Genomic DNA, 24,872 nt, shown 5'->3' with positions numbered 1-24,872 from the left:
GGCGCCCCCACGCCGGAGACCCCTTCCCCTTCCTCTGGAGTTAGACATGCCTCTCACCACGCCTTGGCGCAGCCGTGCCCTCACCGCCGCGCTGCTCGCCGCCGTGCTGACCACCAGCACGGCCTGCGGCGACGACGCTCCGGGCACGAGCGCCGGCGGCTCGATAAAGATCGGCCTGCTCGCGTCGCTGTCCGGGACGTACCAGGCGGTCGGTACGGAGATCCGCGACGGCTTCCAGCTCTACCTGGACACCCACGACGGCAAGTTGGGCGGCCGGCAGGTCGACCTCATCGTCGCGGACGAGGGCAACGGCGCCCAGACCGCTGTTCCGGCGGCGACCAAGCTGCTCAAGCAGGACCGGGTGTCCGCGCTGACCGGCATCGTCGGTGGCGGCTCGGTCGCCGGAGTCACCCCCGTGCTCAACGAGACCAAGGTGCCACTGGTCGGCTCCAACGGTCGGCCGGAGCTCAAGGACGTGTCCCGGGTCTGGCACACCTCGTACCTCTCCGACGAGCCCGGGGCGGCGATCGCCCAGCACGTCCGCGACAACGTGAAGGGCTCCGTGTACGCGATCGGCCCGGACTACCAGGGCGGTTGGGACGAGCTGCGCGGCTTCACCGACGCGTTCGGCAAGATCGGCGGGAAGCTCGCGAACGCCGACGGCAAGACGACCTTCACGCCGTTCCCGGCCACCACCAACTTCCTCCCGTACTTCGCCCGCATCAAGGCCTCCGGCGCGGCGGCCGTCTACACCTTCTACGCCGGCAGCGCCGCCGTCGACTTCGTAAAGCAGTACGCGCAGTCGGAGATCAAGGACATCCCGTTGTACGCGGCCGGGTTCCTCACCGAGGGCGGCGTGCTCAACGCTCAGGGCGAGGCCGCCCGGGACATCTACTCGGTGCTCAACTACTCGCCCGACCTCGACAACGCCGAGAACCGCGCCTTCGTGGCCGCGTGGAAGGCGAAGCACGACGGTTCGCCGACGACCTACGCGCTGGCCTCGTACGACGCGGCGGCGGTGCTCGACCGGGCGATCGGCGCCGCCGGCAGCGACCCGACCCCCGAGGCCATCAACACGGCCATCGGCCAACTCGGCCAGATCGCCAGCCCGCGCGGCACCTGGCAGTTCTCCACCACCACGCACTCCCCCGTGCAGAAGTGGTATCTGCGGCAGGTCCGCCAGGACGGCCGGGCGCTGTCCAACACCGTCGTGGGCGACCTCGCGACCGTCGGCCGGTGATAGCGGTGGCGGCCGGCACGAACCGGATCGACCCGTACCTGATCCCGGCGTTGGACGGGGTCGCCTACGGGCTGCTCGTGTTCGTCGCCGCGTCGGGCCTGGTCTTCTGTTTCGGCGTCGCCAACATCCTCAACCTGGCGCACGGCCTGCTCTACGCGATCGGCGGGTACACCGCCGCGGCGGTGCTCGACGGCGGCTGGGCGAGCCTGGCGTTGGCCCTCGCCGTCGGTGTGCTGGCCGCCGCCGCGGCGGGGGTGCTCCTGGCCGGCCTGCTCACACCGGTCGCCACCGGCAATCACCTGAGTCAGGCGCTGCTGACGTTCGGGGTGGCGCTGGCCGGCGGCAGCCTGCTCGTCGCCGGCTTCGGGCCCGACAACCCGCAGGTCCAGGTGCCCGCAGCCCTGGAGGGGTCGGTGATGGTCGCCGGTCACCGCTACGCCGCGTACCGGTTGGTCTTCATCGTCGTCGCGGCGGTGCTCGCCGCCGCCCTCTACCTGGTGGTGCGACGCACCAGGGCCGGCATGCTGGTCCGGGCGGCCGTCGACGACCCGGAGATGGTCGCCTGTCTGGGCGTGAGTCCGGCACGGATCCGGGCTGGTGTGCTCGCCGCCGCCGGTGCGCTGGCCGGCGCGGCCGGTGTCCTGGGCGCGCCCATCATCGGCCCCGGCACGGGCACCGCCGACACGGTGCTGCTGCTGTCCCTGGTGGTGGTCGTCCTCGGTGGCCTCGGGTCGATGGCGGGCACCCTGCTGGCCGCGCTCGCGATCGGCGAGATCCAGACGCTGGGGGTGGCGTTGCTGCCGTCCGCCGCGCCGTTTCTGCTGTTCGCCGCGATGGCGGCCGTGCTGGCCGTGCGGGCGCGTGGCCTGGCCGGCAGGTGGAGGGCGGCATGAGGGGTGAGGTGATCCGGCGCGTTCGGGGCGGCATCGCGGCGCTCGTCCTGGTCGGTCTGGTCGTGGCGCCCTGGGTGGTCGACGACTACACCACGTCGGTCCTCGCCCGGACGCTGGCGCTGGCCCTGGTCGGGGTGAGCGTGGCCCTGCTCACCGGCGTCGCCGGCATGCCCACCCTCGGTCAGACGGCGCCGTACGCGGCCGGCGCCTACGCCTGCGCCGTGGTCGGCAGCCGAGTCTCCGACGTCGGTGTCGTGCAGCTCGTCGTCGCGGCGGCCGCCGGGGCGTTGCTGGCCGCGCTCACCGTGCCGCTCGTCGTGCACGCCCGAGGGGTGATCGTCCTGATGATCACCCTGGCGATCGGTGAACTCGTCGTCATCGTCCTCGGGCGGTGGCGGTCGGTGACCGGTGGCACGGACGGGCTGGCCGGCATCCCCGCGGTCCGCCCGTTCTGGGGGCTCCCGGCGCTGGCCAACGATCAGGCCCGTTACCTGTACGCCCTGGTCGTCGTGGCCACGCTGGTCGGCGCGGTGCTGGTGCTGTTGCGTACCCGGGCCGGGTTGGTGCTGCGTGCCGGCCGCGACGACGAGACGCGGTTGCGGGCCAGCGGTCACCGGGTGGCGCTGCACCTGTCCGGCGCGCACATCGCGGCCGGGGCGATCGCCGGTGCCGCCGGCTCGCTGCTGGTCGTCGCCCAGCAGTACATCTCCCCCGCCGATTTCGGCTTCGACACGTCCGCGCTGCTGCTGCTCGGTGTCGTCATCGGTGGCACCGCCTCGGTGGGTGGCGCCCTGGTGGGTGCGGCGTTGGTCATCGCCGTCCGGGACTGGCTGTTCGGGGTGCTGCCCGGCCACGCGCCGCTGGTGCTGGGCGCGCTGTTCGTGGCGACTGTCTACCTGTTGCCGACCGGCGTCAACCGGGCCCGGGGTCGGCTGCGCCTGCCCGGCGTCCCGGCACGACAGCCGGACCGGCCAGCCGCCCATGATCAGGCCACCGTCGCGGAGTTGCACCGATGACCGGCCTGCTGGAAGCCCAGGAGATCACCGTGCGCTACGGCTCGCTCGCCGCACTCGACGGCGTGGACCTGCGCATCCACGACGGCCAACGGCACGCGCTGATCGGCCCGAACGGGGCCGGCAAGACGACACTGCTCAACGTGCTCGGCGGGTCCACCAGGCCGCAACGCGGCACCGTGCGGTTCGACGGACGGGACGTCGGTCGGCTCGGCCCGGCAGCCCGGGCCCGGCGGGGCATCAACCGCATCCACCAACGACCCGCTGTCTTTCCGACGCTCACCGCGACGGAGAACGTCGTGGTGGCCGCACTGCCACGGGTCATCCCGGGCCACCGGTGGTGGCCGGGCGGACGCCGCCGCGCCGCACGGCAACTGGCCGACCCGTTGCTGGACCAGATGGGGCTCAGCGCCGTCGCAGCGGTGCCCGCCGGGCACCTCGCGCACGGGCAACGACGCCAGTTGGAGATCGCGATGGCCCTGGCCGGTCGCCCCCGCCTGCTGCTCCTCGACGAACCGGCGGCCGGGCTGTCCGCCATCGAGGTCGGCCGGCTGGTGGAGTTGCTCCAGGCGCTGCCCAGGGCGGTCGCCGTGTTGCTTGTCGAACACCGACTGGACCTGGTGTACGCCCTCTCCGACACGGTCACGGTGCTGCGCGACGGTCAGACGTTGGCCGCCGGCACACCGGACGAGATCCGCACCTCGCCGCTGGTGCGGCAGGCCTACGCCGACGGGGTGGCCTGATGCTCACAGTGGATCGCCTCTGCGCCGGCTACGGCGGGGGAATCGTCCTGCACGAGGTCAGCCTGCGGGTGCGCCCGGGCAGCATCCAGGCCGTGGTGGGCCGCAACGGGGCGGGCAAGAGCACGCTCGTGCACACCATCGCCGGGCTGGTGCGGGCGGCCAGCGGTCGCGTCGAGATCGGCGGCGTGCACGTCGCCGGCCGGCAACCACATCGCATCGCCCAGTCCGGCGTCGGTCTCGTCCCGCAGGGCCGACGGGTCTTCTCCCGGTTGACAGTCGCCGAGCACCTGCACCTGGCGGCCGCGCCGTGGCGGGCCCGCACCTCCGGCGGCGAGGGCTGGACGGTCGCCCGGACCCTGGAACTGCTGCCGAGGCTGGCGGTACGGCTGCGACACCGCGGCTGCGAACTCTCCGGGGGCGAGCAGCAGATGCTGGCGATAGCCCGTGCGCTGCTCGGCCAACCCCGGGTGCTGCTGCTCGACGAACCATGCGAGGGGCTCTCGCCCGATCTGGCGGCGCGGGTCCGCGAACTCGTCAACCGTCTCGCCGCCGACGGCCTCACCGTGCTGCTCGTGGAGCAGCAACTCCAGCACGCCATCGAGCTCGCGGACCGGGTGGCGGTGCTGGAGTACGGCCGGGTGGTCTACGACCGGCCGACCGCGGAGGCCCGCCGCGACCCGGCCCCACTGGCGGCGATGTTGAGCGTCGCCGCCGTTGCGCCGCCCCCGGCCAACCGATCGACCCCTCGGCTCTGGGCCGACACCCCGTAGTCACCCGAACATTCTCGAGTCACCCGACCCTTCACGGAGAGGTAGACACCGATGACAACCGCTACGAGCGATGACAGGTACACGTTCGACAACGGCGCACCGGACGCCGTTCCCCAGATGCACGCGCTGGAGTCCTTCCTGGATCCGATCACGACGCGTCGGCTGGCCCGTCCGGTGCTGGAACCGGGTGCGACCTGCTGGGAGGTCGGGGCAGGTGGCGGCTCGATGGCCCGGCGGATGGCCCGCGCGGTCGGCGACGACGGGCACGTGCTGGCCACCGACATCGACCCCACCCACCTGGTGGCCGAGGCCAACCTGCACGTACGCCAGCACGACGTGCGCACCGAACCGCCACCGGGGGACGCGTTCGACCTGATCCACGCCCGGCTGGTGCTGCTGCACCTCCCCGATCGACGACGGGTCCTGCGCACGCTCAGCGGCGCGCTGGCACCCGGCGGGTGGCTGGTGGTCGAGGAGTTCGACTGCACCGCGCCGCAGCGGGTGCTGACCGCCCCAACCGACGACGCCGCGAAGCTCTTCGCGCAGGTGATGGACGCCATGATGGGTGTCCTGGAGGACCACGGCGCCGACCTGGGATGGGCGCAGGACGTACACACCGAGATGGCCCTCGCCGGTCTGACCGACCTGGACACCATCACCCACTCGCAGAGCTGGGCCGGCGGATCGACCGGAACGTCGCTCTACGAGACCAACTCCCGCCAGTTGGAACCGGACCTGCTGGCGGCCGGGCTGTCGCCCCAGCAACTGCACGCCTTCCGGCGGCTGCTCCGCGACCCGGGGTTCGCCGTCATGTCGTACCACTTCGTCTCCACGCGGGGCCGCCGACCGAGCTGAGCAGGTGGACCACCGCGCGGAGCGCGGTCACGCCGTCCGTACCTCTCCCGCCGCAGCCCCTCCCCCCGCTGCGCTCCGGACAGCTCTACGACGGCGTCGACCGCACCGGCCGGGCTCCCCGCGAGGGAGCCCGGCCGGCCCGCGTCCGTGGTGCCTCGCCCAGCCCCGCGATCTTGCACTTACTGTCCCAGCAAAGGGCGCATTTCGCGCGTTTCGGCAACCGAAACTGCAAGATCGGCGCGGACGCGGCGCTCTCGGCACCGGTGTCGGTCGGTGTCGGTGGCGTGTCGGGGCGGTGTCAGCGGGCGCGCGCAGACTGGGAGCATGACAGCTGACCTGGTGATCGAGGCCGAGGGCCTCGTGAAGACGTTTGGGAAGACGAGGGCGCTACAGGGCGTGGACCTCGCCGTGCCCCGTGGGACGGTGCTCGGGGTGCTCGGGCCCAACGGCGCCGGCAAGACCACCGCCGTGCGCATCCTTTCCACACTGCTCACCCCGGACGGCGGGACCGCCCGAATCAGCGGTTTCGACGTGGTACGGGACGCCGAACGCGTTCGGCAGAGTATCGGCCTCACCGGCCAGTACGCCTCGGTCGACGAGGACCTGACCGGGCGGCAGAACCTGGAGCTGTTCGGCACCCTGCTGGAGCTGGGGCGTGCCGGCGCCCGGCGACGGGCCGCCGAACTGCTCGACTGGTTCGACCTGTCCGATGCCGCGAACCGTCAGGCCAAGACCTACTCCGGTGGCATGCGGCGACGGCTGGACCTGGCCGCCAGCCTGGTCGGCTCCCCCGACGTGATCTTCCTGGACGAGCCGACGACCGGGCTCGACCCGGCCAAGCGCGAGGACATGTGGGACGTCGTCCGTTCGCTGGTCAACAACGGTTCGACGGTGCTGCTGACCACCCAGTACCTGGAGGAGGCCGACGCGCTCGCCGACGCGATCACGGTGATCGACCACGGCCGGGTCATCGCGCACGACACCCCCGAAGGGCTCAAGCGGGTCGTCGGCGGTCAGACCCTGGAGGTCCGGCCGTCCGATCCGGCTCAGCTGCCCCGCACCGCGGAGATCCTGACCCAGGTCGGCTCCGGCGCGCAGGCCGACGAGATCCGCAAGGGCGTGCTCGCGGTGCCGGTCACCGACGACGCGGCCCTGACCGAGAGCGTCGCGCGGTTCGCCACGGCCGGCATCGCGGTCACCGAACTCTCCCTGCACCTGCCGAGCCTCGACGAGGTGTTCTTCACCCTCACCGGGCGTACGGCATCTGAGGACGACACCACCCGCCCCACGGAGGTCGCGGCATGAGCACTCTGACCGACACCGCGCCCACGCGAAGCCGCGCACTCTCGACAACGGCGCCGAACCCTCGGCCGTTCCGGCTGGTGCGGCACTCGTTGGCGCTCGCCAAGCGCAGCCTCATCAAGACCTGGCGTACGCCCGAAGCGCTCATCGACGTCACCCTGCAGCCGGTGCTGTTCCTCATCATCTTCGTGTACGTCTTCGGCGGCGCCGTCGCCGGATCGACCCACGACTACCTTCAGTTCCTGCTGCCCGGCATCCTGGCGCAGACGATCGCGACCGGCGCCATCGCGATCGGCGTCAACCTCAACACCGACATCGCCAAGGGCATCTTCGACAGGTTCCGGTCGTTGCCGATCCCCCGTTCCGCACCTCTGGTCGGCGCGGTCCTCGGCGATGTCGTCCGGTACGTCATCGTCACCGTGTCGACCCTCGCGATCGGCTACGTGATGGGTTTCCGGATCGACACCGACCCGTTCCGGGCGATCGCCGGGTGTCTGCTCGCTGTGCTGTTCGCGCTCTGCCTGAGCTGGCTGCCGGTGCTGGTGTCGATGAAGGTGCGGACCGCGGGTGCCGTGCAGGGTGTGATGTTCGCGTTGATCATGCCGCTGAGCTTCGCGTCCAATGTGTTCGTCGGCGCCGACACCCTGCCGGGCTGGATGCAGGCGTTCGTGGACGTCAACCCGATGACCCACCTGGTGGCGTCGGTGCGCGGGCTGTTCCTCGGCACCCCGCTGGGCAACCACGTGTGGTGGACGCTCGCCTGGTGCGCCGGCTTCGTCGCGGTGTTCATGCCGCTGGCGCTGCGGGCGTACCGCAAGAAGATCTGACCTACGCGAGCAGGTCGTCCATCAGCTCGCGGATCCGGCTGACGGCCGCGGCGGGTGGCCGCTCGCGCCACGCGGCAAGCAACGGCTCACGCTGCTCCTCGTTCCCGAGGATGGCGTTGAGCCGTTCGCCGTTTTCGAAGGGGAAGAACATCTCGATCTGGGTGCCGATCCGCTTCGCGAGTACGGCCAGTTCGCGGGCGGCGTCGACGTCACCCCGGTACGCCGCGAACTCCGCGCCGCCCGACGCCCACGCCCCGATCACCGGCAGGTCCCGTGAGGTCAGCGCGTCCTCGCGGGCGAGCGACAGCATCGCGGCCGCCTGGATGGTGGCGTCGGTGCCCGACACCCGCCCAACCTGGGCCACCCGCAGGTAGATGATGGCCGCCGTGGCCCGGAGCATCACGCGCGGCTGTGGCTGCGGCCCGACCCAGCCGGCGAGGACCCGCGTCACCTCGTCGGCGTGGGCGAGTGCCTCGTCGTACCGCTCACGCTGCCAGGCGAGGTGCGCCAGGCCCAGTAGCGCCTGCGCGGCGTCGATCTGCTCGGCCTGGCCCAGCGCGGCCGTCTCACCCAGTCGCCGCTCCGCCTCCGCGTCGCCGGTCAGGGCGAGCTGCACGTCCAGCCGTACCCGGATCGACCTGGCGTCCTGCGTGGCGCCGACCAACTCCATGTGCCGGACGCTGCGGGTCAGCCACTCGGCCGACCGGGCATCCCCGCCCGGAACCAGGAACTGCCCGACCGCACCCGCCGCCATCGCCATGCCCCAGTGGTCGCCGGCGGCCTCGAAGCGGTGGTAAGCCTGCTCGGCGTCGCTGATCGACGCTTCCGGCAGGCCGCCGTTCTCCCGTACCGCCGCGCGCGCGAACAGCCCCAGCCCCTGCACGTACGGGTCCGGGTGCGCGACCATCTCGGTAGCGCTCTTCAGGCTCTGCTCCACGTCGGCGGCGTCGAAACCGGGCAGTGCCGACGTGAGAGCGGTCAACCGGGACGACACCTCGCCGGGACGTTCGATCAGGAGCGTCCGCAGCGCCCGCCGGGCGAGCACGGCGGGCCGCAGGTCCGCGCTGACGCCGGCGTTCACGCTGATCACCACGCAGGTCCAGGCCAGCCGGTCGGCGTTGGGAAGTGGCCGGCCGCTGGCCGCGCCGCGCAGGATCGCCGATCGCAGCCGCCGCTGCGGGTCGTCGATGTGCAACAGCCCGCGCGCCCAGGCGAGGACCTCCAGGTGCAGGCCCCGCACCGACCAGAGGTGGAACAGCGCGGTGGCGACGTCGACGGAGGCGGGCTCGTCGTCCGCTGCCATTGCCCACCGCAGGCCCGCGACCAGGTTGTCCTGCTCGGCGGCGCAACGGTGCAGCGCCTCGACCTGGCCGGGGCCGATGAAGCGGGCGGCCAGCGCCACGGCCTGCTCCCGCGCCCACCTGACCAGGCCGGCCATGGCCTGATCCCGGGCACCGGCCGCGTCCAGCCGGGCCTCGCCGTACTCACGGACCGTTTCGAGCATGCGGTAGCGCGGCGGACCGTCCCCCTCGACCAGCGTCAACAGGGACTGTTCGACGAGGGTCGCCAGGCCGCGACGCACGTCCGGGGCCTGCGCGACGGCGGCGGCGAGGTCCGCTGTGAACGGCGCGGGAATGACCGCGACCCGCTGGAGCAGGTCGCGGTCGGCCTCGGCGAGCAGTTCCCTGCTCCAGTCGACAAGCGCCCACAGGCTCGCGTGCCGCTCAGGCAGGCCGCGCAGGGCGTCGTCGAGCAGCGCGAACCGGTCGGTCAGCCCGGCCAGCACGTCGTCGATCGGCATGTGCCGCAGTCGCGCGGCGGCCAGTTCGAGCGCCAACGGCAGGTTGTCGAGCCGGTGGCACAGGGCGAGCGCCCGCTCGGTGTCCCAGGTCGGTACGGCGCCGCCGGCCCGCGCCCGGGACTCGACCAGCGCGAGCGCGTCGGCGTCCGGCAACGCGGTCAGCCGGTGCACCAACTCGCCGACCAGGCCCAGTGGGGCGCGGCTCGTCGCGAGCACCGCGACCTCCGGCGAGGCAGCCGCGACCAGGTCCGCGACGACGACGGCCACCGCGTCGAGCACGTGCTCGCAGTTGTCCAGCACCACCAACCCGTCGAGGTCCGGCGCCACGGCGCGCAGCCGCTCCTCGGGGCTCAGGACCCGCCGTTCCAGACCCAGGTTGCCGCCGGTCGCCGTGGTGTCCGCGCCGCCGAGCGCGGCGAGCACAGTGGGCAGCACCTCGTCGGGCGAGCGCAGACCAGCGAGTTCGATCACGCGAACCGCGCGCCCACCCGCTGCCGTACGCCTGGCCACCTCGGCGGCGAGCCGGGTCTTGCCCGCCCCGCCGGTCGCCACGATCGTCACGACGGGTGTCTCGGCGAGCGCGTCGGTGACGGCCTTGACGTCCCGCTCCCGCCCGACGAGGCCGGCCATGGGGCGGCGCCACGCGGCGGGCAGCGTGATCCGGGCCTGTTGCCGGGGCGGCGCCGCGACGGGCGGTGCGGTGAGTTCACCGCGCAGCAACGCCAGGTGGACGCTCGTGATCACGGGCGACGGGTCGGTGCCGTAGCGGTCGGCCAGCTCGGCGCGCAGCCGCTCGACCACCTCCAACGCCTCCGCCTCTCGTCCCTGCGCGGCGAGCACCCGGACGAGCAGGGCGGCGGACGGCTCGTCCGGCGGTGTCCGCGCGACGAGTCGGCCCAGGTCGACCTCGTCGAAGGGGCCCACGCCGGCGAGTGCCGCCTGCGCGCGCAGCGCGGCGACCTCCGCGAACAGGCGGCTGTCCTCGGCGCTGACAAACTCCGGCACCACGGGGAACAGGGCCCGTGCCTGATCGGCCAGGTCGCGGGCGGCACGGACATCACCGCACCGGAGCACGGTGCCCGCCTGATCGACGAGCGCGCGCGCCTCGACCGCGTCGACGGTGATCTCCTCGGCGGGCAGCCGGTATCCGCCCGGCACCGCGACCACGGGCAGCCCGAGACGGCGTACCCGGGACACGAGCGCCTGGACGGCGCCTGTCGCGTCGTCCGGTGGCGCGCCGTCCCAGACGGCGTCCACGAGCAGGCTCACGGAGACCGCCCGCCCCCGCGCGTCGACGAGCGCGCGGAGCACCGCCGCGAGCCGTTCACCCCGAACGGGCTGGCCGTCGACGGCGAGTGGGCCGAGGGTCGCGATCTGCACGGACCCAGCATCCCCCACGCGCGCACCGACCCGACGACCACCGCCCGCCAGGCCGGTCGGAGCCCCGAGGCCGGCTTGACAGGCCGTCGTTCGGTTAGGTTAGCCTAACCTCATGCAGAGCGAGTTGGCGTCGGTCAACGGGGAGCGCAGCCTGTCCGGCGTCGACCTCCGTCTGGGCTATCACGGTGTGCCGGTGGTGCACGGCGCCGGGATCGATCTCCGCGCGGGTGCCGTCACCGCACTGGTGGGGCCCAACGGCAGCGGCAAGTCCACACTGCTGCGGGCCCTGGCCCGGCTGCACCCGATCGAAGCCGGCATCGTGCACCTCGCCGACGGTGTCACGGCCGCCAGCCTCGCGGCCCGGGAGTTCGCCCGGCGGGTCACCCTGCTCGCTCAGAGCCGGCCGGTGCCCAGCGGTGTCACCGTCCGCGACGTCGTCGGCTACGGCCGCCACCCCTACCGGGGGCGCTGGCGCACCGAGGACCCGGACGGTCCCGCCGCCATCGCACGCGCCATGGACGTCACCGGCGTCGCCGCGATGGCCGACCGCCCCGTCGACGAACTCTCCGGAGGCGAGTTGCAGCGGGTCTGGTTGGCCACCTGCCTCGCCCAGGACACCCCGGTTCTGCTCCTCGACGAGCCCACCACGTTTCTCGACCTGCGCTACCAGGTGGAGATCCTCGACCTGGTCCGTGACCTCGCGGACGATCACGGCGTCGCCGTCGGCGTCGTGCTGCACGACCTCAACCAGGCAGCCGCCGTGGCGGACGAGGTGGTCCTGTTGCAGCAGGGCCGGGTCCGCGCCACCGGCACCCCGGCAACGGTGTTCACCGAGAACGCCCTCACCGAGACCTACGGGATCCGCATCGAGGTGACCACCGATCCGGTCAGCGGATTGGTCACCACCCGCCCCGTCGGGCGGCACCAGATCCGCGCCCTGGTCTGAACACCCCCATCCACAGCAGAGAAAGACCGTCATGACCCGTACCCGTTTCACCGCCCTCATCGCCGTCGTGGCCGCGCTGACGCTCGGCGCCTGCGGCACCACCGAGAACGCCGCGGCCCCCGACACCTCCGCCTCGGCGTCCGGCGGCCCGGTCACCGTCACCGACAGCCGGGGCAAGGAGATCACCCTCAAGGCGCCGGCGACCAAGGTCGTCGGGCTTGAGTGGGGCGAGGTCGAGCTGCTGGTCAGCCTGGGCGTCATGCCCGTCGGTGTCGCCGACCCCAAGGGCTACGGCACCTGGGTCACCTCCGCGAAGCTCGACCCGGGCGTCAAGGACGTCGGGGTCCGCGGGGAGCCCAGCGTCGACGCGATCGTCGCCCTCCAACCCGACCTCGTCGTGATGGAGGACGACCGGGGCGCCAACATCGTCAGTCAGCTGGAGAAGTTCGTACCCGTCGTGGTCGCCAAGGGCAGTGACGCCACCGACAACCTCGGCCGGATGCGCACCGACCTCAACATGATCGCGAAGGCGGTCGGCAAGACCACCGAGGCGGAGAAGCTGCTCGCCGACTTCGACGCCGCCATCGCCGACGGCAAGAAGAAGATCGCCGACGCGGGTGCCGCCGGCCGACCGTTCGCCATCGCCGACGGCTGGAAGGAGGGCAGCACCGTCAGCATCCGGATGTTCGGCACTGGCGCGCTGGTCTCCCAGATCGGCATCCAACTCGGCCTCACCAACGCCTGGACCGGCAAGACCGACGAGGTGTGGGGCCTGGGCCAGACCGACGTCGAGGGCATGACGGTCCTCAAGGACCCGAACACGCACCTCTTCTACAACGCCTCCGACGGCGACGACGTCTTCGCCGACGGTCTCGCCGGCAACGCCATCTGGAAGTCGCTGCCCTTCGTGCAGAAGGGCAACCTGCACAAGATGCCCAACGGCATCTGGACCTTCGGCGGTCCACTCTCCGGCAAGCAGTACATCGACGAACTCGTCAAGACGTACGCGGTGTGAGCGTGCTGAACGCGCCCCCACGCCCGGAGCCGGCCACCCTGCCGGCTCCGGGCGGACGCCCGGCCGTGCCCCGCATCGCCGTCGTCTTCGTCGCCGCGATCCTGCTGCTGCTCGTGGTCGGCGCGGTGCACCTCACCCAGGGCACCTCGACCGTCGGCGCCCTCGACCTGCTGCGGCTCGCAACCGGCGCCGACGACGAGGCGGCCCGCGTCCTGATCGCGTCCCGCCTGCCCCGGCTGCTCGCCGGGCTCGCCATCGGCGTGGCGCTCGGGTTCGCCGGGGCGGCGCTGCAGTCGATCGCCCGCAACCCGCTCGCGTCCCCCGACACCCTCGCTGTCAACGCGGGCGCCCACCTGGCGATCGTCGCCGTCGCCGCGTTCGGCGTCTCGCTGCCCGCGCTGCCGGCCGGTGGCCTCGCCCTCTGCGGCGGGCTGGCCGCCGCCGGCCTGGTGATGGCGATGTCCTCCGGTGGGCAGGCCGGCACCACCCGGCTGATCCTCGCCGGCTCGGCGACCGCGCTGGCGCTCGGGTCGGTGACCACAGTGCTGCTGCTCCTGTTCGAACAGGCCACCATCGGACTGTTCGCCTGGGGCAACGGCTCGCTGGTGCAGAGCGACCTGACCGCGCTGACCCAACTCGCTCCGGTGATCGTCGGCGCCGCCATCGTGCTCGTGCTGCTCGGGCACCGCCTCGACATCCTCGCCCTCGGCGACGACACCGCCACAGTGCTCGGCCTCGACGTGCGGCGCACCCGGCTGACCGTCATGGTGCTGGCCGTGCTGCTCTCCGCCGCGGCAGTCACCCTCACCGGCCCGGTCGGCTTCGTCGGCCTGTGCGCACCGGTGATCGTCCGGCTACTCGCCCCCGTGGTGCCGGGGGTGCACCGGCACCGCGTCCTGCTGCCGTTGTCCGGCATCGCCGGGGTCATCATCGTGCTCGGATCCGACGTGCTGCTGCGGGCCGTGATGGGCGGGCAGGCCGGGGTCGACATTCCCACCGGCGTGGTCACCACCCTGTTCGGCGCGGCGATCCTCATCTGGCTGGCCCGCCGGCACCGCGACGCCGGCCCCACCCGTCGTCCGCCCGGCGGGCACGCGGCCGTCCGCTCCGCCGCCTTCCACCGCGGCGTCGTCGCCGTCACCGCCACCCTGGCCGTCTGCGCAGTGGCGGTCGGCATGCTCGCCGGTGACACCTGGGTGCTGCTCGGTGACGTGGTCAACTGGGTCAACGGCACCACCGGGCCCGCGTACACCTTTGTGCTGGACCAGCGGTGGCCGCGCGTCGCCGCGGCGGTCCTGGCCGGCGCGGCGCTCGCGGTCGCCGGCACCACGGTGCAGGCGGTCTGCCGCAATCCGCTGGCCGAACCCGGCATCCTCGGCATCACCGCCGGTGCCGGCCTCGGCGCGGTCTCCCTGCTCACCTTCGTGCCACTGGCCGGGGTGTGGGCCGTTTCCGGCGTCGCCGGGCTCGGCGCGATGCTGGCGTTCGCCCTGGTCTACGGCCTGGCCTGGCGCGGCGGACTGAGCTCCGACCGACTGGTGCTGATCGGTTTCGGTGCGTGGCAGGGCGGCATGGCGGTCATCACCTACCTGGTCGTGGCCTTCGACCCGTGGAACACCGGGAAGGCGTTGACCTGGCTGTCCGGCTCCACCTACGGCCGGATGCCCACCCAGGTGCTGCCGGTGCTGATCGCCCTGCTGGTGCTCACGCCGGCCGTGGTCGCCGCCCGCCGGGAGCTCGACCTGATGGCGCTGGACGACGACACCCCCCGCGTGCTCGGCGTCCGGCTGGAACGCACCCGGTTGATCGCGCTCGGCGCGGCGGCGCTGCTCACCTCCACCGCCGTCTCGGCCGTCGGGGTCATCGGTTTCGTCGGTCTGGTCGCCCCGCACGCCGCGCGGGCGCTCGTCGGGGGCCGGCACTCCCGGGTGCTCCCGGTGGCTGCCCTGCTCGGCGCGGCGCTGGTCAGCATCGCCGACACCTTCGGTCGGACGGTCATCGCGCCGGCCCAGATCCCCGCCGGCCTGGTCACCGCCATGATCGGCACCCCGTACTTCGTCTGGCTGCTGTGGCGCTCCCGCGCCGTGGCGAGCACCACCCGGTAGAGCCGCCCGAGTCGAGAGAGGCACCATGACCGAGACCCTGCCCATCGCCCCGTGGCGCGTGTTCACCGTCACCGTCCGGGCGGTACGCCGCCTGAGCCCGTCCTTCACCCGGGTGACCTTCACCGGGGCGGACCTGGACCGCTTCGCCGACAACGGTTACGACCAGCGGATCAAGTTGGCGATGCCGCTGCCCGGTCAGGACCGGGCGACCCTGCCGGACGGCGCGGACTGGTACGCGACGTGGCGGGCCCTGCCCGAGCACCTGCGCAACCCGATACGCACCTACACGGTGCGTGCGGTCCGCCCGCACCTGGCCGAGGTGGACGTCGACCTGGTGCTGCACGGCGACAGTGGCCCGGCGACGCGCTGGGCTCGGCGGGCCAGCGTCGGCGACGAGATCGCGCTGGTCGGGCCGGATGCCGGCTTCGACGGCAACCACGGCGGGGTCGAGTTTCGACAGTCCACCGGCGGCACGCTGCTGCTGGCCGGGGACGAGACCGCCGTGCCGGCGATCAGCAGCATCTGCGAGCGGCTCCCCCTCGACGCTCGGGGCACTGTCGTGCTGGAGGTGCCCGACGCCGCCGACGTGCTGCCGCTGCTCGCGCCGCCCGGAGTCGAGGTCCGCTGGCTGGCCCGGGGCGCCGACGGCTACGGCAGCCGGCTGGTGCCCGCCGTCGTCGCGGCGGCCGGGGAACTGCTGGCCCCCGGCGTGTCGGAAGCCGCCCAACCCGTGTCGGACGTCGACGTGGACACCGAGATCCTGTGGGAGGTGCCCGAGCAGGTGGCCTCGGCGCCGCTCTACGCGTGGCTGGCCGGGGAGGCCGGTGTCATCCGTAACCTGCGCCGGCACCTGGTCGCCGAGCGGGGTCTGGACCGGCGGGCGGTGGCCTTCATGGGCTACTGGCGTCTCGGTCACGTCGACGCCGACTGACAGCGCCGCGAGGCGCACCACGCCGGACGGCCGCGAGGTGCGTCGGAGGCCGTGAGGCGCGTACCGTTTCGGGTCGGACTTGGGGCGGGTCGGCTGGAGCCGGCACGGGATACGGGACGAGACAACGACGCATGACGGTGGACAACATTACCGAAAACGGTCAAGAGGGTATTGACCGAAGCCGGCTGGAGGCCTGCCTCAGCGTCTTCGAGGCGTTGGAGGCGCTGCCCTCCGACCATCCCGACGTGGTGCAGGTGCAGCGGGCCACCGCCCGGCTCTACAAGGTGATCAAGCAGCGGCGGCGGGAGGAGCGGCGCGACGCCATCCTCGCCGCCGACCGGGCGGTGACGGAAGCCACCGCCACCGGCGCTCCGGGGCGGATCGACGACGAGACGCAGGGCATTCCGCTCGCGTCCTCCGTCGCGGGCGAGACGGCCGGCTTCCTGCACAATCCGCGCGGCTGCTACGTCTGCAAGCAGCGCTACCGCGAGGTGGACGCCTTCTACCACCAGCTCTGCCCGTCCTGCGCCGCGCTGAACCGGGAGCGCCGCGACGCCCGCACCGACCTGACGGGCCGGCGTGCGCTGCTCACCGGCGGCCGGGCCAAGATCGGCATGTACATCGCGCTGCGGCTGCTGCGCGACGGCGCGCACACGACGGTGACGACCCGGTTCCCGCACGACGCGGTACGCCGCTTCGCCGCGATGCCCGACAGCGCGGACTGGCTGCACCGACTGCGGATCGTCGGGATCGACCTGCGCGACCCCGCCCAGGTGATCGCCCTCGCCGACGACGTCAGCAGTCAGGGCCCCCTCGACATCCTGATCAACAACGCGGCGCAGACCGTCCGCCGGTCCCCCGGGGCGTACGCGCAGCTCATCGCCGCCGAGGCCGCGGCCCTGCCGGACGGCCCGCTGCCGGAGCTGATCACGTTCGCCAAGTCGGACGGGCAGAGCGGCCCGGTGGGCAGCCTGACCGCCGGGCCACAGTCGACGGCGCTCACCCCGCACGCGCTCACCGCGCTGGCACTGACCAGCGGCTCGGCCTCGCCGGAACGGATCGCGGCGTCCACTGCCATCGACGCCGGGGGTCTCGTGCCCGACCTCGACTCGGTGAACAGTTGGGTCCAACGGGTCCAGGAGGTGGACCCGGTCGAGCTGCTCGAAGTGCAGCTGTGCAACGTCACCGCACCGTTCGTGCTGGTCAGCCGGTTGCGTCCGGTGATGGCCGCCGCGTCGGCCCGCCGCAAGTACGTGGTGAACGTGTCGGCGATGGAGGGCCAGTTCGGCCGCGGGTACAAGGGGCCGGGGCATCCGCACACCAACATGGCCAAGGCGGCGCTGAACATGCTGACCCGCACCAGCGCCGAGGAGATGTTGACCGACGGCATCCTGATGACCAGCGTCGACACCGGCTGGATCACCGACGAGCGCCCCCACCCGACGAAGATGCGGCTGGCCGACGAGGGCTTCCACGCCCCACTCGACCTGGTCGACGGCGCGGCCCGGGTGTACGACCCGATCGTCCGTGGCGAACAGGGCGAGGACCTGTACGGCTGTTTCCTGAAGGACTACGCGCCCTGCGCCTGGTGATCGCCCCGCAGGACGAGGATGATCGCCCGCACCAAGAAGGAGAAGAACATGTCAGCTGACCGTGAATCGTGGCCGACGCTGGACGAGCTGCTGCGCGAGGAGAACGAGCTGGAGCTCGCGGGCCTGTCCGAGACCGACGCGTACGAGCTGGGGATGCTCGCCGTCACCGCCGCGACCGAGCAGCGACTGCCGGTCTCGGTGGGCGTGTGGCGGGCCGGGCGGCAGCTGTTCCACTGTGGCCTGCCGGGGTCGACGGCGGACAACGACGCGTGGCTGCGCCGCAAGGGTCGGGTGGTGATGCGGTTCGAGCACTCCTCGCTCTACATGGCGCGGCTGTGCCAGGACAGGCAGGTGACGCTGGCCGAGCGGTTCGGCCTGCCGGCCTCGCGGTACGCGGCGGCCGGGGGCGCGGTGCCGTTGCGCGTACGCGGCACCGGCGTGGTGGGCTGGGTCGGTGTCTCCGGGCTGCCGCAGCTGGACGACCACCGTTTCGTGGTCGACATCCTCCGCAAGCTCCCCCGCTAGAGCGCGTTCCCGGCGGCCTCGCAGGCGAGGCCGCCGGGTCACGCGCTCAGCGTGTGCGCCGGTTGGCGCGCAGGGCGCCCAGGAGCACGCCGGGGCGGGCCAGCGAGTGCGGGTGTTCGCGCATGGAGACCACGTCGTTGAACCGCCGCGCGGTCGCCACGTCCGTGACGGTCGCGGCGATGACCTGGCCGCTGGCCCAGCGGGAGAACCGGTAGCCGCGCGGGTAGGGCCCGTCGACGTGGGGCAACGCCAGGTCCGCCGAGGTGGAGAGCGACCAGGCGGCGTCGACCACTACCTTCTGGAGCGCGAGGTAGTGGCGCGCGGGCGCCCGCAGGTCCGGGCCGGACCGAAGGTACGTCGACAGGCAGGCCGCGTGCAGGGCCGACGCGGTCATGCCCTGCCCGTACACCGGGTTGAACGACGCGACGGCGTCACCGACGCTGATCAGGCCGGCCGGGAACCGCTTGAGCGCGTGGAAGTCCCGTCGCCGACTGTCGGCGTGGTGGTAGGTCTGGACGTCGCCGATCATCTCCTGGTCGGCGACCTCGCCGAACTCCGGTGGGAACTGCTCGCGCAGGCGGCGGACGAAGTCGTCAGCGGTACGCCCCGGACGGTCGTTGCCGTAACCGGCCATCATGGCCATCCACCGGCCGTCCTCGATGGCGAAGAACGCGGCCCCTGCCACGTCCGTCGCCGTCCTCGGCGTGTTCAGGGCCAGGACGACAGTCGAGGGCGGGGTGACCTCCGGGCGGCGGAACAGGGCTGTCGCGTAGTTGAGGTGCACTGTCATCCGCCGGGTGACCGGCCGGTCCCAGTCGGCCTGCTCCAGCCAGTCCGAGAGTCGGCTGGACCGCCCCATGGCGTCCACCACGAGGTCAGCGCGTTCGACACCGGGCACCCCACCGACCTCACAACGGACGCCGGTGACCGTGGTGCCGTCGAACACGAGGCCGGTGGCGCGGGCGGTGATCGTCTTGACGTTGGGCAGTCGGAGCACCTGCTGGCGGATCAGCCCTTCCAGCAGCGGCCGACTGCCGGCCAGACTGTCGGCGTCGTCGGGGACGACGACCTTCAGACGCCCGTCGAGGTAGTTGCGCCGGGCCGCGGGCGGCGCCTCGACCGCTCCGCGCGCCAGTGCCTCGTCGCGGAATCCGGGAAACAGCCGCTCCAGCTGGAAGAGGCCGCCGGGCAGCAGCGCGTGCAGCTGCGTCCCCTGGGGTACGCCGGGCCGCGCGCCGGTCACCTGCGGGTCGTCCCGGTCGATGATGACGACGGTGTCGGCGTGGTCGGACAGCACCCGGGCGGCCAGGAGACCGGCGACGCTGCCGCCGACCACGACGGCCGTGCCCATCGTCGGGGACGGCTGGTCAGGGGGTCGATCCGCATTCAGCTCTGCGAAGACCCGGGACGGGGAGAGGGACATCGTGCTCTCCAAGGGGGTAACGGGGTGTGTGCCCTCCCCGGTTACTGTCCGCGACCGTGCGCGGACAGACCGGTGGACGGTCATTCGACGTTTTGCCCGCCGATCGTCGCACAACCACCTGAACGGCAACCGGCTGTGTCCGCCAGATGACGACCTGTTGACCAATGGGCCGGACGGGTCCGACGTTCGGACGGGTCAGGTGGCGCGTGTCCTGGCCGGCTGTCACGATCTCCGGCATGCCCGTCGCACGTCGAACTCTGCTCGGGATCGGCCTGGCCGCCGCGACCTCCGCCCTCACCGGTTGCGGTGCCACCGGCGCGCCGAACCCCGGTTCGGCCGGCTCTGGCGACGCGGCGACCGGGAAGGGCGCCACCGGCAGCCGGGTCGGATTTGGTCCGGCGGGAGACGCCGGGCCGCCGCTCAGGGCCCCGGACGCACCGGTCGGCGGCAACCCACCGGTCCGTCCGGCCCCCTACGGGCAGGACGTGACCGCCCTGCTCCGGCGACACCTGCCCGCGACCCCGCAGACCGTGCAACACAAGGGTTTTCCCGGTGCGGTCGCTCTCGTCCTGGTGGGCGGGAAGGTGACCGTGCACACTGCTGTCGGTGAGGCGTTGCGGTATTCGGCGGGCCCGAAGCTGCTCGCGGCGAACCAGCGCGTCGCGATGCGCCCGGACTCCATCTTCGACCTCGCCTCGGTCACCAAGGTGTACACGGCCATCCTGCTGTTGCAGCAGGTCGACAAGGGACGTGTCGACCTCGGCGCTCCGGTGCGCGACTACCTGCCCGCCTTCACCGGCGCGGGCAAGGAGCGGATCACTGTCGAGATGCTGCTCACCCACACCAGCGGCCTTCCCGTCGGCGCCAGGGTCACCGGCCTTCGCGACAACGCGGCCCGCTGGAACGCCGTGCTCGGTACGCCGCTGGTCTCCGGCGCCGTGCCGGGAAAGACGTTCCGCTATTCCAGCGTCGGGCTCATGGTCGCCGGCAAGATCGTCGAGAAGGTCACCGGCCAGCGGCTCGACCAGGCGCTCAAGACCCACCTGACCGACCCGCTCGGCCTGCGCGACACCGGCTTCAACCCGAACAGCTGGCTGTCGCCCGCCGCGAAGGCCAGCCGGCTGGTCGCCACCGACGCCCGCTCGTCCCGGGGGCTGCTCCGTGGCGTCGTCCACGACGACGTCGCCAATCACCTCGGTGGCATCGCCGGTCACGCCGGCATCTTCGCCTCCGCGACCGATCTCGCGGCCATCGGCCAGCTGCTCCTCGACGAGGGCATCCACCGGGGTGAGCGGATCCTCGCCGCGGCGACGGTGCGCCGGATGCTCACCAACCACAACGCCGGCAAACCCGCCATCGACCCCGAGCGCCCCAACCGGACCTCGGCGCACGGCCTCGGCGTCGTGCTCAACCAGAGCTGGTTCATGGGGAAGCTCACCTCGGCCCGGACCTTCGGCCACACCGGATTCGCCGGCCCCTCGCTGGTGGTCGCGCCCGACCGCAGACTCGTCCTGGCGCTGCTCACCAACCGCGCGCACCCCAACTGGAGCTGGTCGAACCCCGACCCGGTCCGCGCCGCCGTCGGCGACCTGCTCGCCACGAAGGTCAACTGACCGGAAGGTGTGGACCATCGCGTCCCACCCTGACACGATACTTGCGCTAGTAGTGCAAATACTTCGTCCGTCCAGGTGGAGGATCGATGCACACATCTCGCCGGAGCCTGCTCTCCGTGGTGGCCGGGATCGCCCTCGTGGCCAGCCTGTCCGCCGTCGCCGTTCCACGCGCCGCCGAAGCCACCGCCACACCGACGCACCGTCCAGTGATCTTCGTACACGGCAGCGCGGGATCGGCGGCGCAGTTCGAGACCCAGGCCAAACGGCTGGCCAGCAACGGGTACCCGATCGACATCATCGAAGCCCACGAGTACGACTCCCCGAGCATCGCGACGATCCTGCCCCAGGTGTACGCGGGACTCGACGCACGGATCTCCCGCCTGCTGGCGGCCACCGGCGCGGACCGGGTCGACCTCGTCGCGCACTCGCTGGGCACCTTCGTCTCCCAGGGCTATCTCACCAGCTCGCCGGTGCGTGCCGCCCGGGTCGCGCACTACGTCAACCTGGACGGGCGCACCGCCACTTCCCCGCCGGGTGGTGTGCCCACGCTCGCCATCTGGGGCGAGGGTGACCCGGCCCGCACCGTCGTCGGCGCGACAAACGTGCACCTGCCGAACCAGTCGCATACCCAGACCGTGTCGTCGGCGGAGTCGTTCACCGAGATGTTCGGCTTCCTCCGGGGCCACGCGCCGCACACGACGCGGATCGTGCCGCAACTCTTCGGCACCGCCCGGGTCTCCGGCCGCGCCGTGCTCTTCCCGAGCAACGTCGGTGTCACCGGTGCGACCATCGAGGTCTACCCGGTCAGCCCGTTGACCGGCGGCCGACTGTCACACCGGCCCGCACACCGGCTGCCGCTCGGCGGCGACGGCTCGTTCGGCCCCCTCCCGGTGCTCGCGACGGCCCGCTACGAGTTCGCCATCGTGCGCCCGGGCGCCGCGACGCACCACTTCTACTTCCAGCCGTTCCTCCGCTCGGACTCGTTCCTGCGCTTGGCGACCAGCGAGCCGGGCGAGGGCCTCAGCGGCCTGGTCGAGACCAGCGACCGGCACACGGCGCTCACCATCCAACGGCAGAAGGAGTGGTGGGGCGACCAGGGCGACGCCGGCGACCACCTCTGGATCAACGGCAGGGATGTCCTGAACACGGCGAACGCACCGCGCGTCAAGCGGACGATCGGCATCTTCGCCTTCGACGACGGCAGCGACGGCGTCACCGACCTGACGGCCCCGTTGCCGGAGTTCTTCAGCCAGACCTTCATCACCGGCATGGACGTCTTCATCCCGGCGACGCCGGCACACCTCGGCCTGGTACGGATCACCGTGGGCCAACGCGGCGGCGGCCACGAGGTGATCAACGTGCCCAACTGGAGATCGAGCACCGATCGGGTGACGGTCAGCGTGGACGACTTCTGACCGCGTCTCGCGGACGGCCCGGCCGCCTCAGGTGGCCGGGACCGCTCGCACTCGTCAGACCGTGGCCGGGACCCGCTCGCGCACTCGTCGCCCGACGGCGAAACTGACCAGCCCCAGGATCAACCCGATGACCGCCAGAACGACGCCCACCCGGGCCGGCGCGAGGTAGCCGAATCCGGCGGCGATGGCGACGCTGCCCAGCGCGGCGCCCAGGCTGTTCGCGATGTTCATGGCCGACTGGTTGACCGCCGCACCCATCAGTTGCGCTCCCGGGGCGACGGTGATCAGTCGTGCCTGCAGGACCGGACCGAGATACAGGCTGGTCGCACCGACCAGGAACGCGCCGACGAACAGGCCGACGCGGGTCGACGCCACGAGGCTGAACACGGCGATACTCACGATCATCGCCACGAAGCCGATGACCATGCTCCGCTGGAGGTCGCGGTCCGCCAGCCAGCCGCCCAGGGCGTTGCCGACGGTCATGCCGAGGCCCACAGCGACCAACGTCCACGGCACCGTCGCGGCGGAGAGGCCGGTGACGTCGGTGGTGACCGGAGCGATGTAGGTGTTCACCGCGAAGAACCCGGCGAAACCCACCGCGCCGGTCGCGGCGACCAGCCAGACCTGCGAGGTCCGCAGCGCCCGCAACTCGGCGGCCGGCGAGCCGTCGACCGCCGCGGCGACCTCCGGAACGACCGCCAGCACCGCCAGCAGGGTGAGCACGAAGAAGCCGGCGATGACCAGGTACGCGACCCGCCAGTCGACCGCCTGCCCGAGCCGCGTGATGAGGGGTACGCCAACCAGGTTGCTCACTGTCAGACCGCCGAGCACCGTGGCGAAACCACGGGCCTCGTTACCGGGGCCCATCAGGGTCGCCGCGAGCAGACCGGCCGCACCGAAGTACGCGCCGTGCGGCAGCGCCGCCACGAACCGGGCCACCAGCACCAGGTCGAAGGTGGGGGCGAGCGCCGACGCGACGGTGCCGACGGCGAACAGCACGAGCAGCCCGAGGACGAGCTTCTTGCGGGGCAGGCGTGCGCTCAACGCGGCGATCAGCGGCGCGCCGACGACCACACCGAGCGCGTACGCGGTGATCATCCAGCCCGCTCGGGCGACGGCGTCCGACGACGACTGCGCGTACTCGTGCGGAAGCAGACCACGGGCGATGTCGGGCAGCAGCCCCATCGCCACGAACTCGGTCAGGCCGACCGCGACGCCGCCCAGTGCCAGGGCGGCCAGCGCCGCCAACCGTCGACGTCTACTCAACTCGATCACCGAAAAAATTTAGCAACAGCGTTGCGTAATAGGGTGGTGAGATGACTCGCGTCACTGCCGACGTCACCTTCCTACGCGGCTACAACCAGGCACTGGTCATGGCGGTGGGGCGCACGAATCGCACGTTCGAGCGCGCGACGGTGGTCGAGGCCACCGGCCTGACGCCACAGGCGGTCTCCAAGGTCATCGCCCGGCTGACCGCCGACGGCCTGATCCGCCCCGCCGGCGTGCGACGTCCAGGCATCGGCAAGCCCGCTGTCGTCTACGAACTCGTCCCGGACAGCCGGTACGCGATCGGCGCCCACGTGGCCCGACGCACGCTGCGGCTCGTCCTGGTCGACCTGGCCGGCGCCGTGCACCACTCGGCGGTCAGCCCACTGCCCCGCGACTTCACCCCGGAGCAGCTCCTCGACGCCCTGAGCGCCGGCATCGACACGATGGCCGGCATCGGCGACCTGCGGAGCCGGCTCACCGGGCTGGGCATCGGCATGATCGGCCCGCTCGACCACGCCAACGGCCTGGTCCGCGACGCCCACGGTCTGCGGCACTGGCACGACGTACCGCTGCGCGAGATCGCCGAGAAGCACCTCGGCCTCCCCGTCCACCTGGACAAGGACGTCACGGCGGGGATCACGGCGGAGGCCTGGCGGCACGGCGCGACGTTCGGCGACGCGGCCCTCATCATGGTCGAGTCCGGCATCGGTGGAGGCTTCTGGCTGGGCGGTGCGGCCCACCGGGGGGCGCACACCAACGCGGGCGAGTTCGGCCACACGGTCGTCGACCTGACCGGGCCCCGCTGCGTCTGTGGCCGGCACGGGTGCCTGGAGATCGTGCACCACCGGGCCACCGAGGCCGGAGACACCGCACACGCCGCCCGCGTGCTGGCCGTCGGCGTCGTCAACCTGCTTCAGACCCTCGACCTCGCCCACGTGGTGCTGGCGGGCGCGGACCTCCTCCGGCACCCGCAGACCTATCTCGCGGCGGTCACCGAGGCCGTCGGGGCGGACGCCCGGCGCGCGGACTGGCTCAGCACCACTGTGGCCCTGTCCAGTCTCGGCGCGGACGTGATCGCCGCGGGCGCCGCCATGCAGGTTCTCGACCAGCACTACGGCATCCCGGAGTTGGCTCATCCCCTGATCGTTGGCAGTTGAGCAGCTCGACACGCCGAACGGCGCCCTGCTGCGCTGCCACCGATCGCCGCGAGCTCA

At 72.3% G+C, this 24,872-nt stretch carries 20 protein-coding genes; 17 read left to right on the top strand and 3 right to left on the bottom strand.

All coding sequences use genetic code 11. The features are described from left to right. Window positions 1-46 precede the first annotated feature (46 nt). The 8 genes from OHB44_RS14320 (at window position 47) to OHB44_RS14285 (ending at window position 7,643) form a co-directional block, all read left to right on the top strand. Window positions 47-1,240: an ABC transporter substrate-binding protein gene (locus OHB44_RS14320; protein WP_238684964.1), complete on the top strand. Its 1,194-nt coding sequence runs from the start codon at window positions 47-49 to the stop codon at window positions 1,238-1,240. Next, window positions 1,237-2,133, top strand: a complete 897-nt coding sequence (locus tag OHB44_RS14315) for a branched-chain amino acid ABC transporter permease (protein ID WP_238684965.1) — start codon at window positions 1,237-1,239, stop codon at window positions 2,131-2,133. Before OHB44_RS14320 ends, OHB44_RS14315 begins: the two co-directional genes overlap by 4 nt. Next, on the top strand, window positions 2,130-3,149 hold the full coding sequence (locus tag OHB44_RS14310; RefSeq protein ID WP_238684966.1) for a branched-chain amino acid ABC transporter permease: 1,020 nt from the start codon (window positions 2,130-2,132) through the stop codon (window positions 3,147-3,149). The genes OHB44_RS14315 and OHB44_RS14310 overlap by 4 nt, the downstream gene beginning before the upstream one ends. Continuing rightward, window positions 3,146-3,889 (top strand): ABC transporter ATP-binding protein, encoded by a 744-nt coding sequence (locus OHB44_RS14305; protein WP_266302846.1) that lies wholly within the window; start codon window positions 3,146-3,148, stop codon window positions 3,887-3,889. The genes OHB44_RS14310 and OHB44_RS14305 overlap by 4 nt, the downstream gene beginning before the upstream one ends. Beyond that, window positions 3,889-4,659 (top strand): ABC transporter ATP-binding protein, encoded by a 771-nt coding sequence (locus OHB44_RS14300; protein WP_238684968.1) that lies wholly within the window; start codon window positions 3,889-3,891, stop codon window positions 4,657-4,659. The genes OHB44_RS14305 and OHB44_RS14300 overlap by 1 nt, the downstream gene beginning before the upstream one ends. Window positions 4,660-4,710: 51 nt before the next feature. Then, window positions 4,711-5,514, top strand: a complete 804-nt coding sequence (locus OHB44_RS14295) for a methyltransferase domain-containing protein (protein ID WP_266302847.1) — start codon at window positions 4,711-4,713, stop codon at window positions 5,512-5,514. 324 nt (window positions 5,515-5,838) lie between these two features. Then, window positions 5,839-6,819: an ATP-binding cassette domain-containing protein gene (locus OHB44_RS14290; RefSeq protein ID WP_330440976.1), complete on the top strand. Its 981-nt coding sequence runs from the start codon at window positions 5,839-5,841 to the stop codon at window positions 6,817-6,819. After that, complete coding sequence (locus tag OHB44_RS14285; protein WP_124822795.1) at window positions 6,816-7,643, top strand: ABC transporter permease; 828 nt, start codon at window positions 6,816-6,818, stop codon at window positions 7,641-7,643. The genes OHB44_RS14290 and OHB44_RS14285 overlap by 4 nt, the downstream gene beginning before the upstream one ends. 1 nt (window position 7,644) lies before the next feature. Here the strand turns inward: OHB44_RS14285 and OHB44_RS14280 are convergent, their stop codons facing one another. Further along, complete coding sequence (locus OHB44_RS14280) at window positions 7,645-10,824, bottom strand: BTAD domain-containing putative transcriptional regulator (protein WP_330440975.1); 3,180 nt, start codon at window positions 10,822-10,824, stop codon at window positions 7,645-7,647. 112 nt (window positions 10,825-10,936) lie between these two features. On the opposite strand from OHB44_RS14280, the gene OHB44_RS14275 reads away from it, so the two are divergent. The 6 genes from OHB44_RS14275 (at window position 10,937) to OHB44_RS14250 (ending at window position 17,938) form a co-directional block, all read left to right on the top strand. Beyond that, the gene (locus OHB44_RS14275; protein WP_330440974.1) at window positions 10,937-11,770 is read left to right on the top strand and encodes an ABC transporter ATP-binding protein; all 834 of its coding nucleotides are present in this window, start codon (window positions 10,937-10,939) and stop codon (window positions 11,768-11,770) included. A 31-nt stretch (window positions 11,771-11,801) separates the two neighbouring features. Further along, window positions 11,802-12,785: an ABC transporter substrate-binding protein gene (locus OHB44_RS14270; protein ID WP_238684972.1), complete on the top strand. Its 984-nt coding sequence runs from the start codon at window positions 11,802-11,804 to the stop codon at window positions 12,783-12,785. A gap of 5 nt (window positions 12,786-12,790) precedes the next feature. Next, complete coding sequence (locus OHB44_RS14265; RefSeq protein WP_330441229.1) at window positions 12,791-14,890, top strand: iron ABC transporter permease; 2,100 nt, start codon at window positions 12,791-12,793, stop codon at window positions 14,888-14,890. Between the two features lie 25 nt (window positions 14,891-14,915). After that, complete coding sequence (locus tag OHB44_RS14260; protein ID WP_330440973.1) at window positions 14,916-15,821, top strand: siderophore-interacting protein; 906 nt, start codon at window positions 14,916-14,918, stop codon at window positions 15,819-15,821. A 131-nt stretch (window positions 15,822-15,952) separates the two neighbouring features. After that, complete coding sequence (locus OHB44_RS14255) at window positions 15,953-17,413, top strand: SDR family NAD(P)-dependent oxidoreductase (protein WP_330440972.1); 1,461 nt, start codon at window positions 15,953-15,955, stop codon at window positions 17,411-17,413. Window positions 17,414-17,461: 48 nt separating this feature from the next. Then, the gene (locus OHB44_RS14250; protein WP_238684976.1) at window positions 17,462-17,938 is read left to right on the top strand and encodes a heme-degrading domain-containing protein; all 477 of its coding nucleotides are present in this window, start codon (window positions 17,462-17,464) and stop codon (window positions 17,936-17,938) included. 46 nt (window positions 17,939-17,984) lie between these two features. Here OHB44_RS14250 and OHB44_RS14245 read toward each other — a convergent pair whose 3' ends face one another. After that, window positions 17,985-19,361, bottom strand: coding sequence for an FAD-dependent oxidoreductase (locus OHB44_RS14245; RefSeq protein ID WP_330440971.1), 1,377 nt, complete (start codon window positions 19,359-19,361; stop codon window positions 17,985-17,987). A gap of 236 nt (window positions 19,362-19,597) precedes the next feature. Here OHB44_RS14245 and OHB44_RS14240 point away from each other — a divergent pair, with 236 nt between their 5' ends. Both OHB44_RS14240 and OHB44_RS14235 read left to right on the top strand, forming a co-directional pair. Further along, window positions 19,598-20,974 carry a serine hydrolase domain-containing protein gene (locus OHB44_RS14240; RefSeq protein ID WP_330440970.1) on the top strand — a complete coding sequence of 459 codons (1,377 nt, stop codon included), beginning with the start codon at window positions 19,598-19,600 and terminating at the stop codon, window positions 20,972-20,974. A gap of 86 nt (window positions 20,975-21,060) precedes the next feature. Continuing rightward, the gene (locus tag OHB44_RS14235) at window positions 21,061-22,389 is read left to right on the top strand and encodes an alpha/beta hydrolase (protein WP_330440969.1); all 1,329 of its coding nucleotides are present in this window, start codon (window positions 21,061-21,063) and stop codon (window positions 22,387-22,389) included. A 54-nt stretch (window positions 22,390-22,443) separates the two neighbouring features. Here OHB44_RS14235 and OHB44_RS14230 read toward each other — a convergent pair whose 3' ends face one another. Next, window positions 22,444-23,664 carry an MFS transporter gene (locus OHB44_RS14230; RefSeq protein ID WP_330440968.1) on the bottom strand — a complete coding sequence of 407 codons (1,221 nt, stop codon included), beginning with the start codon at window positions 23,662-23,664 and terminating at the stop codon, window positions 22,444-22,446. A gap of 41 nt (window positions 23,665-23,705) precedes the next feature. Here OHB44_RS14230 and OHB44_RS14225 point away from each other — a divergent pair, with 41 nt between their 5' ends. Continuing rightward, on the top strand, window positions 23,706-24,815 hold the full coding sequence (locus OHB44_RS14225; protein ID WP_266302855.1) for an ROK family transcriptional regulator: 1,110 nt from the start codon (window positions 23,706-23,708) through the stop codon (window positions 24,813-24,815). Window positions 24,816-24,872 lie beyond the last annotated feature (57 nt).

The organism is Micromonospora sp. NBC_00821 (assembly GCF_036347035.1).
Lineage (GTDB): Bacteria > Actinomycetota > Actinomycetes > Mycobacteriales > Micromonosporaceae > Micromonospora > Micromonospora hortensis.
Note: the sequence above shows the minus strand (reverse complement) of the source record. Positions and strands in the feature narration are given on the sequence as shown.

What these genes read in the sequence shown, in the direction of transcription:
- OHB44_RS14225 (WP_266302855.1), top strand. Translation starts at nt 23,706, where the DNA reads ATGACTCGCGTCACTGCCGACGTCACCTTCCTACGCGGCTACAACCAG.
- OHB44_RS14320 (WP_238684964.1), top strand. Translation starts at nt 47, where the DNA reads ATGCCTCTCACCACGCCTTGGCGCAGCCGTGCCCTCACCGCCGCGCTG.
- OHB44_RS14290 (WP_330440976.1), top strand. Translation starts at nt 5,839, where the DNA reads ATGACAGCTGACCTGGTGATCGAGGCCGAGGGCCTCGTGAAGACGTTT.
- OHB44_RS14235 (WP_330440969.1), top strand. Translation starts at nt 21,061, where the DNA reads ATGCACACATCTCGCCGGAGCCTGCTCTCCGTGGTGGCCGGGATCGCC.
- OHB44_RS14260 (WP_330440973.1), top strand. Translation starts at nt 14,916, where the DNA reads ATGACCGAGACCCTGCCCATCGCCCCGTGGCGCGTGTTCACCGTCACC.
- OHB44_RS14285 (WP_124822795.1), top strand. Translation starts at nt 6,816, where the DNA reads ATGAGCACTCTGACCGACACCGCGCCCACGCGAAGCCGCGCACTCTCG.
- OHB44_RS14270 (WP_238684972.1), top strand. Translation starts at nt 11,802, where the DNA reads ATGACCCGTACCCGTTTCACCGCCCTCATCGCCGTCGTGGCCGCGCTG.
- OHB44_RS14255 (WP_330440972.1), top strand. Translation starts at nt 15,953, where the DNA reads ATGACGGTGGACAACATTACCGAAAACGGTCAAGAGGGTATTGACCGA.
- OHB44_RS14275 (WP_330440974.1), top strand. Translation starts at nt 10,937, where the DNA reads ATGCAGAGCGAGTTGGCGTCGGTCAACGGGGAGCGCAGCCTGTCCGGC.
- OHB44_RS14295 (WP_266302847.1), top strand. Translation starts at nt 4,711, where the DNA reads ATGACAACCGCTACGAGCGATGACAGGTACACGTTCGACAACGGCGCA.
- OHB44_RS14300 (WP_238684968.1), top strand. Translation starts at nt 3,889, where the DNA reads ATGCTCACAGTGGATCGCCTCTGCGCCGGCTACGGCGGGGGAATCGTC.
- OHB44_RS14250 (WP_238684976.1), top strand. Translation starts at nt 17,462, where the DNA reads ATGTCAGCTGACCGTGAATCGTGGCCGACGCTGGACGAGCTGCTGCGC.
- OHB44_RS14305 (WP_266302846.1), top strand. Translation starts at nt 3,146, where the DNA reads ATGACCGGCCTGCTGGAAGCCCAGGAGATCACCGTGCGCTACGGCTCG.
- OHB44_RS14310 (WP_238684966.1), top strand. Translation starts at nt 2,130, where the DNA reads ATGAGGGGTGAGGTGATCCGGCGCGTTCGGGGCGGCATCGCGGCGCTC.
- OHB44_RS14245 (WP_330440971.1), bottom strand. Translation starts at nt 19,361, where the DNA reads ATGTCCCTCTCCCCGTCCCGGGTCTTCGCAGAGCTGAATGCGGATCGA.
- OHB44_RS14240 (WP_330440970.1), top strand. Translation starts at nt 19,598, where the DNA reads ATGCCCGTCGCACGTCGAACTCTGCTCGGGATCGGCCTGGCCGCCGCG.